Source organism: Streptomyces sp. NPDC006610, assembly GCF_040611575.1.
Lineage (GTDB): Bacteria > Actinomycetota > Actinomycetes > Streptomycetales > Streptomycetaceae > Streptomyces.
The window spans coordinates 1-12,033 of sequence record NZ_JBEXOP010000044.1 but is presented as its reverse complement, the minus strand read 5'-3'; the positions used below and the strand labels follow the sequence as shown (position 1 = coordinate 12,033).

The following is a 12,033-nucleotide window of genomic DNA, read 5'->3' as shown; positions in this document are numbered from 1 at the left end:
GGGCCGAGGCCGGGTCGGCAACCTCCGATCCGGCAGCCCCCTCCCGGGCCTGGCCCTGTGCCGTCGGCCGGGCCGCGGCCAGTCCAGCAGCCCTCGATCCCGCAGCCCCCGATCCGGCAGCATTCGATCCGGCCGGAGCCGGCCGGGCCGGGTCCTGCCCGGCCGGGCCGGGCCCGTCGGCGGCCCGAGCCGCGGCCATGGGCCGCCCGTCGTCGTCCGGCCGCTCCGCGGCCCGGTCGGCGGACGGCCGGTCGTCCGCCGGGCGTGGACCCGCGGCGCCGGACGTCGGCCCCCCGGTTCCGGCCGCCGCCTCGTGGGTCGGGTTGCGTTCCGCAGCGGGCTGCGTCTCGTGCTCGGTCATGTCTCCTGCCCCCGTCGCTCGTCCGGGGCGCCCGCGGTCACGGGCTCCCCCGAGGAGCCCGCCGTCGTTTCGGGCTCCTCGTCCTCAATGATCTCTCCGGTAGCCGTGTTCACGGCGGGTGCGGCCGGGGCCGCCCGGGCGAACGCCACGGCGATGGCCTCCGCCGTCTTGCGGCCTATGCCGGGAACCTCGCAGATCTGGTCGATTGTCGCGGACCGCAGCTTCTTCACCGAACCGAAATGCTTGATCAACGCCTGTTTGCGCGTGTCGCCGAGCCCGGGCACCTCGTCGAGCGGGCCGGACTTGAAGCGCTGGGAGCGCTTGGCGCGCTGGTAGGTGATCGCGAACCGGTGGGCCTCGTCACGGACGCGCTGGAGCAGGTAGAGGCCCTCGCTGGTGCGGGGCAGGATCACGGGGTCGTCGTCGTCCGGCAGCCAGACCTCCTCCAGCCGCTTGGCCAGCCCGCACACGGCGATGTCGTCGATGCCCAGCTCGTCCAGGGCCCGCCGCGCCGCCGCGACCTGTGGCCTGCCGCCGTCCACGACGACGAGCTGCGGCGGATAGGCGAAGCGCTTGGGGCGGCCGTCGTCCTCGGTGAGGGTGTTCTCGACGGCGGCCGGCAGGTCGCCGTCGGCGCCGGCGGCGACGGTCTCCTCACCGTCGGTCCACTCGCCCGTGCGCTCCTTCTCCGCCAGATAGCGACGGAAGCGGCGCGTGATCACCTCGTGCATGGACCGGACGTCGTCCTGCCCCCGAAAGCCCTTGATCTGGAAGCGCCGGTACTCGCTCTTGCGCTGGAGGCCGTCTTCGAAGACGACCATCGACGCCACCACGTCGTCGCCCTGGAGGTGGGAGACGTCGAAGCACTCGATGCGCAGCGGGGCGCTGTCCAGGCCGAGCGCGTCGGCGATCTCCTCCAGCGCGCGCGAACGCGTGGTCAGGTCGGAGGCGCGCTTGGTCTTGTGCAGCGCGAGCGACTGCTGGGCGTTGCGCTGCACCGTCTCCATCAGCGCCTTCTTGTCCCCGCGCTGCGGAATGCGCAGCGAGACGTTCGCCCCCCGCCGCCCGGTCAGCCACTCCTGCACCGGCTCGACCGGATCGGGCAGCGCGGGGACCAGCACCTCCTTGGGGACGGCGTCGCCGGTCTCCTCGCCGTACAGCTGCTGGAGGGCGTGCTCGACCAGGGCGCCGGTGGTGATCTCCTCCACCTTGTCGGTGATCCAGCCGCGCTGGCCGCGCACGCGTCCGCCGCGGACGTGGAAGATCTGCACGGCCGCCTCCAGTTCGTCCTCGGCGACCGCGATCAGGTCGGCGTCGGTGGCGTCGGCGAGCACGACGGCGTTCTTCTCCATCGCCTTCTTCAGGGCCCCGATGTCGTCGCGCAGCCGCGCCGCCCGCTCGTACTCCAGTTCCTCGGCGGCCTGGGCCATCTGCCGCTCCAGGCGGCGCAGATAGGTCCCGGTGCGGCCGGCCATGAAGTCGCAGAACTCCTCCGCGAGGTCGCGGTGGTCCTCGGCGGAGATCTTGTCGACGCAGGGGGCGGAGCACTTGCCGATGTAGCCGAGCAGACAGGGGCGGCCGGTGCCGGCGGCGTTCTTGAAGACGCCGGCCGAGCAGGTGCGCACCGGGAAGACCCGCAGCAGCAGGTCGACGGTGTCGCGGATGGCCCACGCGTGCCCGTAGGGCCCGAAGTAGCGCACGCCCTTCTTCTTGTGCCCGCGCATGACCTGCACGCGCGGGAACTCCTCGCCCATCGTGACGGCGAGGTAGGGGTAGCTCTTGTCGTCGCGGTACTTGACGTTGAACCGCGGGTCGTACTCCTTGATCCAGGAGTACTCCAGCTGGAGCGCCTCGACCTCCGTGGACACCACCGTCCACTCCACGGACGCGGCCGTGGTGACCATGGTGCGCGTGCGCGGGTGCAGGCCCGCCAGGTCCTGGAAGTAGTTGGCCAGGCGCTGGCGCAGGCTCTTCGCCTTCCCGACGTAGATCACCCGGCGGTGCTCGTCACGGAACCTGTACACCCCGGGGGAGTCCGGGATCTCACCCGGCCTGGGGCGGTAGCTGGAGGGGTCGGCCATGTCTCACACCCTACTGGCGGGTGCCGACACCGCGGTGGGGCCGCGGTTCGGCGCCAGGTGTTGTCGAGCCATGGTCGACACGCTTCAATGCGGTGGAACTCGGGACCGTGCACGGCGACGCGCGACACGACGGGGCGCCGGCGCCGGTGGGAGGTGGGCCCGAGGACCCGCGTCGACCGGCCCGACCAGCCGGTGAACCGTCACAGAGAGGCCGCCTCACATGCCGCACGCCACACAGCACGCGGACGCCGCCGCGGCGGAACTGGACACCGCCCTGCGGGGCGGCCCGTTCCATGTCGCGCTGCGCGCCGCGATCGCCGCCCGCGGCCTGCCGTTGCAGCGCGTGCAGCACCATCTGTCGCGGTACGGCGTGAAGGTCGGCGTCACCAGTTTGAGCTACTGGCAGCAGGGCGCCCGCCGGCCGCAGCGCCCGGAGTCGCTGCGGGCCGTTCGGGCACTGGAGGAGATACTCCAGCTGCCCGAGGAGTCGCTGATCCGGCTGCTCGCGGAGGCCGACGAGGAGACGGTCGTCCGGCACCCGGGCACCCGCTCCTACCGCTCCCGGGTGGAGGCCTCCGACGTTCTGGAACGGCTGCTGGCCGAGCTGGACGCGCCGCTCGACGGCGGCCTGCACATGCTCGGCCACCATGAACAGGTGCGCATCGGGGCGCGCCGGGAGCTTGTGGGGCGTGAGTCGCACCACATCGTGCGCGCCCACCGGGACGGGGTGGACCGTTTCGTGGCCGTGCACCACGGCGACCCGGGCTGCGCCCCGGACAGGATGGCGGTGCTGGCCCTGGAGAACTGCCGCACGGGACGCGTCCGGCGGCACCGGGAGACCGGCGTCGTCGTCGCCGAGCTGATGTTCGACACGCGGCTGCGGGCGGGCGACACGTTCCTCTTCCGCTACGGCGTCGAGGACGGAACGGCCGGCGTGTCACGCGAGTACGTGCGCGGTTTCGGCCCCGCCGGCGGCCAGTACGCCCTTCAGGTCCGCTTCGACGCACAGGCCCTCCCGGTGCGCTGCCACCGCTTCACCCAGCACTCTACGGCGGCCCCCCGCAGCGGCCGCCAGGAGCTGCCGCTCACCGGCCGCCACCGCTCGGTGCACATCGTGGAGCCGCGGGTGCGCTCGGGGATCGTGGGCATCGCCTGGGAGTGGGAGTGAGCGCAGGGGCCGACCGGGCTTCTGCAGTCAGCGCAGAGGTCACGGGCCTCGGCAGTCAGCGCAAGGGGCCACGGCCTCGTCGGTCGGCGCAGGGCCGACGGGACCTCGGGGGTCAGGCTGCCGGGCCCGCGACGATCCTGCCGTTCTCGGCCCGGACCGGGAGTTCCTTCAGCGGCACCGTCGCCGGGCGGTGCAGCACCTCGCCGGTCAGGGCGTCGAACTCGCTTCCGTGACACGGGCAGATCAGTTTCGTGCCCTCCAGCTTGTTGATGGGGCACGCCGCGTGCGTGCAGACCGAGCTGTACGCGCGCAGGGAGCCGTCCTCGGTGCGGCCGACCACCACGTTGTGATCGCGGTACAGCACCGCGCCGCCCTCGGCGACCTCGCTCTCCTCGCCGAGGTCGACCGGCGCCGTGGGCAGGGCCGCCGTACGGCTCTCGCCCGGAGAGCAGGCGGCGAGGCCGAGACCGGCGGCCGGTACGAGGGCCGCGGTGCGCAGGACGGTACGGCGGCTCGCGGAGGGACGGGCGGGCATGACGGGCTCCAGGGATCGCGGGGCGGTGCACGGCGACGATAGCGGGGGGCGGCCGGTGGCCCGGCAGGCGGGTTTCTGCTACGAGTGACCCGACCAACGCCCCATGACGTAAGGAACCCTTCGTGATCGTCGTCGCCGGTGAGGCCCTGATCGACCTGGTACCGGAGGCTCCGGACGCCCTCGCGCCGCTGCGGCCGGCGCTCGGGGGCGGCCCGTACAACACCGCCGTCGCCCTGGGCCGGCTCGGCTCCCCGACCGCCTTCTGCTCCCGCACCTCCCGCGACGCCTTCGGCGAGACCCTGCTCGACGGGCTGCGCAAGGCGGGGGTGGACGTCTCCGCGGTGCAGCGCGGAGACGAGCCGACCACCCTCGCGGTGGCCACGATCGACGCCGGCGGCTCGGCCGGGTACTCGTTCTACGTCGACGGCACCGCCGACCGCCTGTTCGCCGCCCCGGACCGGCTGCCGCCCGGCACGCGCGCGGTGTCCTTCGGGACCTGCTCGCTGGTGCTGGAGCCGGGCGCGAGCGCGTACGAGGACCTGATGCGGCGCGCCGCCGCGCAGGGCGTCTTCACGGCGCTCGATCCCAACGTGCGCGCGGGCCTGATCCCCGACGCGGACGCCTACCGGGCCCGGTTCGAGGGCTGGCTGCCGTCCGTCGCGCTGCTCAAGCTCTCCGAGGAGGACGCGCACTGGCTGGGCGGCGCCCCGCGCGAGTGGCTCGCGGCCGGTCCGTCGGCCGTCGTGATCACCCGGGGCGGCGACGGGCTGACGGTGTTCACGCGGGACGGCTCGGAGCACTCGGTGCCGGGCGAGCGGGTCGACGTGGTGGACACCATCGGCGCCGGCGACACGGTGAACGCGGCCCTGCTGCACGGACTGTCCACCTGGGACGCCCTCTCCCCCGAGGCCCTCGCCTCCCTCGGCGCGGACGGCTGGACGCGGCTGCTGCGGTTCGCGGCGCGGGCGGCGGCGGTCACCTGTTCCCGGGCCGGCGCGGAGCCGCCGTACGCCTCGGAGGTGGGCGAGCTGGGCCGGCCGTAGAGGGCGGGGCGGCGGTCGGCCGACGGGCAGGACCGCCAGTCGGCCGCAGACGGACGAGGCGGTCGGCCCGCCGCCGACGGACAAGGCGTCAGCCGACCGCGGAAGAGCTGGGCGGTCGGCCGCCCACGGCGCGCAGCGCGCCCGGTCTGCGGCCGTTGAGCCGGTCCAGCGCGGTGGCCGTGGCCTCGTCCGCCGGGAGATGGACGACCAGCCGCTGGCCTTCGTCAGGCAGCGCGAGTATCTCGTACGACAGTCGCAGCAGCCCCGCCTCGGGATGCTCCACGACATCGGTGCCGAACCGGGCGGGCAGCGTGGGCACGGCCGCGAGCCGCTCGCTGAACGCTCCCCCCGCGGTGACCGTCAGCTCCTCCGCGAGGGTGACGAGATGCGGGTCGTGCAGGGCTGCCTCGTGGCGCAGATGGGCGATCTGCTCGTCCACGAGCCGGTCCCAGGCCGGAAAGGCGGCGCGGGCCCGGTCGTCGGTGAACAGATAGCGCAGGATGTTCGGCTGCCGTCCGTCGAGCAGGCCGAGGGGGCGGGCGAGCCGTTCGTAGCCGTCGGTGTGGGCGACGACGTCGCCGATCCAGTTGAGCAGCACGGCCGGTGTCGGCTCCAGCCGGTCGAGCAGAGCCCGCACGGTCGGACGGACCGTGCGTAAGGGCGGGGTCGCCGCGGCGCACAGCGCCTTGTCGCCGCCGTGCGCCTTGGCGAGGCGGTGCAGCAGGATCCGGTCGGGCACGGACAGCCGCAGGGCGTCGCCGAGGGCGCCCAGGACCTGGGCGGAGGGGTTGCGGTCGCGGCCCTGTTCCAGCCGGGTGAGGTACTCGACGCTGATGCCGGCGAGCGTGGCCAGTTCGGCGCGGCGCAGGCCGGGGGTGCGACGGCGGGGGCCGGTGGGGAGCCCGGCCTCGGCCGGAGTGACGGCCTCGCGTCGCATCCGCAGAAAGGCGCCCAGCTCGTTGTCGCTCACGCCCCCGAACGTACCGCGCGGACCGCTGCGGAGGGTGGCCCTGTCACTACCACTCTCCGCCCGGTCTCCCTGCCGTGCGCGAACGACGTCAGAGTGGCGGCATGACGAACAACGACACCGCTTCCCCCACCGTCTCCCCCCTTCCGCTCCGGTCCGGCGACTGGGAGCTCGACCCCCTGCACTCGGCCGTCAACTTCACCATCCGCCACCTGGGGATCTCCAAGGTCCGGGGACGGTTCTCCGAGGTGCGGGCGGGGCTGCGGGTCGGGGACACCCTCGACGACGTCGAGGTGACCGCCGAGATCGCGCTGGCCTCCATCGACACCGGCAACCCCGACCGGGACGCGCACACCCGCAGTGCCGATCTGCTCGACGTGGAGAAGCGCCCGACGATGACGTTCCGCTCGACCCGGATCACCGGCGGCGGCGAGGACTGGACGATGGAAGGGGAGCTGACCATCGGGGAGGTGACCCGTCCGGTCACGCTCTCCGTGGAGTTCGGCGGGGTCGTGGGGACCCCCGCGGACGGGCGCAACCACGCCGGGTTCGAGGCGACGGGCGAGATCCGGCGCAGCGACTTCGGGCTGGACTTCGGGGCCGGGCTGCTGGGCGACGCGGTCAAGATCCAGCTGGACATGCAGTTCGTGGAGCCCCGCGCGGAGTCCGCCGAGGGCTGAGCGACCGCGGGTACACGGCCGACGGCGCCGGGGTCCGCTGGGGACTCCGGCGCCGTCGCGTGTCGCCGCGCGGGACGCGGCCCGTGCGGCCGTCAGTCCTTGCGGGCCCGGGCCGTCGACTTCTTCGCCGCGGTCTTGCCGGCCGCGGTCTTCGCGGCGGCGGTCGTCCTGGCGGTGACGGTCCTGGCCGCGGTGGTCCTGGCCGCGGTGGTCTTGGCGGGGGCCGCCTTCCTGGCGGCGGTCGCCGTCTTGCGGGCCGTCCCGCGCGGGGCCTGCACCGGCTCGGCGTCGCTGATCCGGTCGGCGCCGAGAATCTCCCGCAGGAACTTCCCGGTGTGGCTGGCCGGGACCCCGGCGACCTGCTCGGGCGTGCCCTCGGCGACCACCAGACCGCCGCCGGCGCCGCCCTCGGGGCCCATGTCGACGACCCAGTCCGCCGTCTTGATCACGTCGAGATTGTGCTCGATGACGATGACCGTGTTGCCCTTGTCGACCAGTCCGGACAGGACCTTCAGCAGCTTGCTGATGTCCTCGAAGTGCAGACCGGTGGTCGGCTCGTCCAGGACGTAGACCGTGCGGCCGGTGGAGCGCTTCTGCAGCTCGCTGGCGAGCTTCACGCGCTGCGCCTCGCCACCGGACAGGGTGGTCGCGGCCTGGCCGAGCCGGACGTAGCCGAGGCCGACGTCGTGCAGCGTCTTGAGGTGACGGGAGATCGCGGGGACGGCCTCGAAGAAGTTCATCGCCTCCTCGATCGGCATGTTCAGGACCTCGGCGATGGACTTGCCCTTGTAGTGGACCTCCAGGGTCTCCCGGTTGTACCGGGCGCCGTGGCAGACCTCGCACGGGACGTACACGTCCGGGAGGAAGTTCATCTCGATCTTGATCGTGCCGTCGCCCGCGCAGTTCTCGCAGCGGCCGCCCTTGACGTTGAAGGAGAAGCGGCCGGGCAGATAGCCGCGGACCTTCGCCTCGGTGGTCTCGGCGAACAGCTTGCGGATGTGGTCGAAGACTCCGGTGTACGTCGCGGGGTTCGACCGCGGGGTGCGGCCGATGGGCGACTGGTCGACGTGCACGACCTTGTCCACGAGGTCGTCGCCGGCCACCCGCGTGTGCCGTCCGGGCACGCTGCGGGCGCCGTTCAGCTCGCGCGCCAGGTGGGTGTACAGGATGTCGTTGACCAGCGTCGACTTGCCGGAGCCGGACACACCGGTGACCGCGGTGAACACGCCCAGCGGGAAGGACACGTCGATGTCCCGCAGGTTGTTCTCGCGGGCGCCGTGCACGGTGAGCTGCCGGGACGGGTCGCGCGGGCGCCGGACGTCGGGCACCGGGATGGCCTTCTTGCCGGACAGGTACTGCCCGGTCTGCGACTCGGCGTTGGCAAGCAGCTCCTTCAGGGAGCCGCTGTGCACCACCTTGCCGCCGTGCTCGCCGGCGCCGGGGCCGATGTCCACGATCCAGTCGGCGACCTTGATGGTGTCCTCGTCGTGCTCCACGACGATGAGCGTGTTGCCCATGTCGCGGAGTCTGACCAGGGTCTCGATCAGCCGGTGGTTGTCGCGCTGGTGCAGGCCGATGGACGGCTCGTCCAGGACGTACAGCACGCCGACGAGGCCGGAACCGATCTGGGTGGCCAGACGGATGCGCTGGGCCTCGCCGCCGGAGAGGGTGCCGGCCGCGCGGTTGAGCGAGAGGTAGTCCAGGCCGACGTCGACCAGGAACCGGAGGCGTTCGTTGACCTCCTTGAGCACCCGCTCGGCGATCTTCTTGTCGCGGGCGTCCAGCTTGAGCCGGCCCAAGAAGTCGGCGCAGTCGCTGATCGACATGCCGGAGACCTCGGCGATCGACTTCCCCATGATCGTGACCGCGAGGACGATCGGCTTGAGGCGGGTGCCCTCACAGGTGGGGCAGGGCACCTCGCGCATGTAGCCCTCGAAGCGCTCGCGGCCGGCGTCGCTCTCGGCCTCGCTGTGCCGGCGCTTGACGAACGGCACGGCGCCCTCGAAGGCCGTGGTGTACCGGCGCTCGCGCCCGTACCGGTTGCGGTAGCGCACCTCGACCTGCGTCTTGTGGCCGTGCAGCAGGGCCTTCTTGGCGCGCTGGGGCAGCCCCGCGAAGGGGATGTCGGTGCGGAAGCCCAGGGCGTCCGCGAGGGCGCCGACGAGCCGGCCGAAGTAGTCCTTGGTGTGCCCGTGCGACCAGGGGTGGATGGCGCCCTCGTCGAGCGACTTGTCCGGGTCGGGGACGATCAGCTCCGGGTCGACCTCCATGCGCGTGCCGATGCCGGTGCAGTCGGGACAGGCGCCGAAGGGCGAGTTGAAGGAGAAGGAGCGCGGCTCCAGCTCCTCGAAGGACAGGTCGTCGTACGGGCAGTACAGGTGCTCGGAGAACATGCGCTCGCGCTCGGGGTCGTCCTCCGGCAGGTCGACGAAGTCGAGCACGACCATGCCGCCGGACAGGCCGAGGGCCGTCTCCACGGAGTCGGTCAGGCGGCGCTTGGCGGAGTCCTTCACCGTGAGGCGGTCGACGACCACCTCGATGGTGTGCTTCTCCTGCTTCTTCAGCGTCGGCGGGTTGGACAGCTGGACGGTCTCGCCGTCCACCCGCGCGCGGGAGTAGCCCTTGGTCTGGAGGTCGGCGAACAGGTCGACGAACTCGCCCTTGCGCTCGCGCACCAGCGGGGACAGCACCTGGAAACGGCTGCCCTCGGGCAGCTCGAGCACCCGGTCCACGATGGCCTGCGGCGACTGGCGCGAGATCGGCCGGCGGCACTCGGGGCAGTGCGGCTTGCCGATGCGCGCGAAGAGCAGGCGCAGGTAGTCGTAGACCTCGGTGATGGTGCCGACCGTGGAGCGCGGGTTGCGCGAGGTCGACTTCTGGTCGATGGAGACCGCCGGCGAGAGGCCCTCGATGAAGTCGACGTCCGGCTTGTCCATCTGGCCGAGGAACTGGCGGGCGTACGAGGAGAGCGACTCGACGTAGCGGCGCTGGCCCTCGGCGAAGATGGTGTCGAAGGCCAGGGAGGACTTGCCCGACCCGGAGAGGCCCGTGAAGACGATGAGCGAGTCGCGCGGCAGGTCGAGCGAGACGTTCTTCAGATTGTGCTCGCGCGCGCCACGGACGATGAGACGGTCGGCCACGCCGGTCCGCACCTTTCTTGAGAGAAGTGACAGGGGCGGGGCCCCCGTGCTTCTTCAGACTAGGGGGAGCCACTGACAACGCCGGACGGATTCACGGGTTGTCAACAAACCCCGACTCTCCAGGATGCCCGACGCCGCGTCCGACCATATAGCACGCGCATTCGATTACCGGCGGGAGTCGGCCATCTTCACCCGAAGGTGTGGCGCGGACTAGGGTCGGACCATGATTGATCACGCGCATGACCTGGCGTCTGTACGTGACGCCACCGAGCGGCTGCTCACCGCGGTCGGCAAACTGGACGACGCCGCTGTGACGCAGCCGTCACGACTGCCCGGCTGGACCCGTGGCCATGTCCTCGCCCACATCGCCCGCAACGCCGACGCCATGGTGAACGTCCTCGAGGGCCGTCCGATGTACGTCTCCGCCGAGGCCCGCGACGCCGACATCGAGGCGGGCGCCCCCCGCCCCCTCGACGCACAGCTCGCCGACGTGCGGGAGAGCGCCGAGCGCCTCCAGCAGGTGGCGGCGGTCCCGGCCGACTGGTCGCGCACGCTGGAGCTGCGGGGCGGCGTGCGGGACTCCGCGTCCCGGCTGCCGTTCCGGCGGTGGGCGGAGATCGAGCTGCACCACGTGGACCTGGGGATCGGCTACGAGCTGGAGGACATGCCGGCCGAGTTCACCGAGCGGTACGTCGACTTCCTGGCGCAGCGGTTCGCCGGGCACCCGGAGGTGCCCGCGACCCGTCTGACGGACGGCACGCGCGCGTGGAGCACGGGAGGGGACGCGCAGGAGCCCGCGGTCACCGTCACGGGCGGCCGGGCCGACCTGCTGGGCTGGCTGGCCGGCCGCCGCGAGGGCTCGGGGCTGACGGTGACGGGCGGCCCGCTGCCGGCGCTGCCCCCGCTCTAGCCGACGGACGACCGCCTCTCGGCAGGGCCCTGCCGGGACTAGGCTGGCGTCCATGACCTACAGCGGAGAGGTGCACGTCGGTGGCCCCGCCGACGTGCACGAGCTCAAGGACCTGATGATCACCAAGATCGCGGTCGGCCCGATGAACAACAACGCCTATCTGCTGCGCTGCCGGGCCACGGACGAGCAGCTGCTGATCGACGCCGCGAACGACGCGGACGCCCTGCTGGGCACGATCGGCGACGACGGCATCGCGTCGGTGGTCACCACGCACCGGCACGCCGACCACTGGCAGGCCCTCGCGCAGGTCGTCGCCGCCACCCGCGCACGCACGTACGCCGGCCGGGAGGACGCCGAGGGCATCCCCGTGCCGACCGACGTCCTCGTGGACGACGGGGACGTGATCCGCGTGGGCCGTGTGGAACTCACCGCCCGCCACCTCGTCGGACACACGCCGGGCTCGATCGCCCTGGTCTACGACGACCCGCACGGCCATCCGCACGTGTTCACCGGCGATTGCCTGTTCCCCGGCGGCGTGGGCAACACGCACAAGGACCCGAAGGCGTTCGCCAGCCTGATCCACGACGTCGAGACCAAGATCTTCGACGTGCTGCCGGACGAGACCTGGGTCTACCCCGGGCACGGCGACGACACCACGCTCGGCGCGGAGCGCCCGCATCTGCCGGAGTGGCACGCTCGCGGGTGGTGATCCGGACGCGGGGCCGGCGACCGGACGCACCGGGGGCCCTGACCGCACGGGCGGGGGGCGAACCGCACGGGCGGGGGTGGTGAACGCGTGCACGTCGGGGCGCGGCGGAGTGCGCCGGAACGCCGAAGGGTGTGAAGAGAACGGACCGCGGGGCGTGAGCCGTCGGACGCGCGCCCCGTGTGCACACTTCGCACGCACCCGTCTTCGACGCGCGCTCCCCTTGCCCACGGCGGCGCGGTCCACTGGAGGCAGCCCCGCGCGGAACGACGGCGCCCGCGCGGAACGGGCCGCCGGTCCCATCATCCCCGCCCTCGGCCGGCGGCCCGGGCGACATGCTCCGTGACTCCGTGACGCGGAGGCCCGGCAAGACGCAGAGAGTCGACGGCTCGGCGACTCGGCGACTCGGCGACTCGGCGACTCGCGCCGGGCCGGTCGGGGC

9 protein-coding genes are annotated in these 12,033 nt (G+C 72.7%); 5 read left to right on the top strand and 4 right to left on the bottom strand.

The window, feature by feature from the left end:
* Nucleotides 1–357: 357 nt before the first annotated feature.
* Complete coding sequence (uvrC, locus tag ABZY13_RS28060; protein ID WP_356635548.1) at nucleotides 358–2,442, bottom strand: excinuclease ABC subunit UvrC; 2,085 nt, start codon at nucleotides 2,440–2,442, stop codon at nucleotides 358–360.
* Between the two features lie 220 nt (nucleotides 2,443–2,662).
* Between uvrC and ABZY13_RS28055 the strand changes: the two genes are divergently transcribed.
* Complete coding sequence (locus ABZY13_RS28055; protein WP_356635546.1) at nucleotides 2,663–3,610, top strand: hypothetical protein; 948 nt, start codon at nucleotides 2,663–2,665, stop codon at nucleotides 3,608–3,610.
* A gap of 112 nt (nucleotides 3,611–3,722) precedes the next feature.
* On the opposite strand, the gene ABZY13_RS28050 is transcribed toward ABZY13_RS28055, so the two are convergent.
* Nucleotides 3,723–4,145, bottom strand: a complete 423-nt coding sequence (locus tag ABZY13_RS28050; protein ID WP_356635544.1) for a Rieske 2Fe-2S domain-containing protein — start codon at nucleotides 4,143–4,145, stop codon at nucleotides 3,723–3,725.
* Between the two features lie 122 nt (nucleotides 4,146–4,267).
* Here ABZY13_RS28050 and ABZY13_RS28045 point away from each other — a divergent pair, with 122 nt between their 5' ends.
* Complete coding sequence (locus ABZY13_RS28045; protein ID WP_356635542.1) at nucleotides 4,268–5,188, top strand: carbohydrate kinase; 921 nt, start codon at nucleotides 4,268–4,270, stop codon at nucleotides 5,186–5,188.
* Nucleotides 5,189–5,276: 88 nt separating this feature from the next.
* On the opposite strand, the gene ABZY13_RS28040 is transcribed toward ABZY13_RS28045, so the two are convergent.
* Entirely contained in the window at nucleotides 5,277–6,158 is an 882-nt protein-coding gene (locus ABZY13_RS28040; RefSeq protein ID WP_356635540.1) for a helix-turn-helix transcriptional regulator, read from the bottom strand.
* Nucleotides 6,159–6,259: 101 nt separating this feature from the next.
* On the opposite strand from ABZY13_RS28040, the gene ABZY13_RS28035 reads away from it, so the two are divergent.
* Nucleotides 6,260–6,835, top strand: coding sequence for a YceI family protein (locus ABZY13_RS28035; protein WP_356635538.1), 576 nt, complete (start codon nucleotides 6,260–6,262; stop codon nucleotides 6,833–6,835).
* A 92-nt stretch (nucleotides 6,836–6,927) separates the two neighbouring features.
* On the opposite strand, the gene uvrA is transcribed toward ABZY13_RS28035, so the two are convergent.
* Nucleotides 6,928–9,975: an excinuclease ABC subunit UvrA gene (uvrA, locus tag ABZY13_RS28030; protein WP_356635536.1), complete on the bottom strand. Its 3,048-nt coding sequence runs from the start codon at nucleotides 9,973–9,975 to the stop codon at nucleotides 6,928–6,930.
* A gap of 223 nt (nucleotides 9,976–10,198) precedes the next feature.
* On the opposite strand from uvrA, the gene ABZY13_RS28025 reads away from it, so the two are divergent.
* Nucleotides 10,199–10,885, top strand: a complete 687-nt coding sequence (locus ABZY13_RS28025; protein ID WP_356635533.1) for a maleylpyruvate isomerase family mycothiol-dependent enzyme — start codon at nucleotides 10,199–10,201, stop codon at nucleotides 10,883–10,885.
* 52 nt (nucleotides 10,886–10,937) lie between these two features.
* Complete coding sequence (locus tag ABZY13_RS28020) at nucleotides 10,938–11,594, top strand: MBL fold metallo-hydrolase (RefSeq protein WP_356635531.1); 657 nt, start codon at nucleotides 10,938–10,940, stop codon at nucleotides 11,592–11,594.
* The last annotated feature ends 439 nt before the right edge of the window (nucleotides 11,595–12,033 follow it).

Coding starts and splice junctions, on each gene's coding strand:
- ABZY13_RS28055 (WP_356635546.1), top strand. CDS start 2,663: ATGCCGCACGCCACACAGCACGCGGACGCCGCCGCGGCGGAACTGGAC.
- uvrC (WP_356635548.1), bottom strand. CDS start 2,442: ATGGCCGACCCCTCCAGCTACCGCCCCAGGCCGGGTGAGATCCCGGAC.
- ABZY13_RS28050 (WP_356635544.1), bottom strand. CDS start 4,145: ATGCCCGCCCGTCCCTCCGCGAGCCGCCGTACCGTCCTGCGCACCGCG.
- ABZY13_RS28025 (WP_356635533.1), top strand. CDS start 10,199: ATGATTGATCACGCGCATGACCTGGCGTCTGTACGTGACGCCACCGAG.
- ABZY13_RS28035 (WP_356635538.1), top strand. CDS start 6,260: ATGACGAACAACGACACCGCTTCCCCCACCGTCTCCCCCCTTCCGCTC.
- ABZY13_RS28020 (WP_356635531.1), top strand. CDS start 10,938: ATGACCTACAGCGGAGAGGTGCACGTCGGTGGCCCCGCCGACGTGCAC.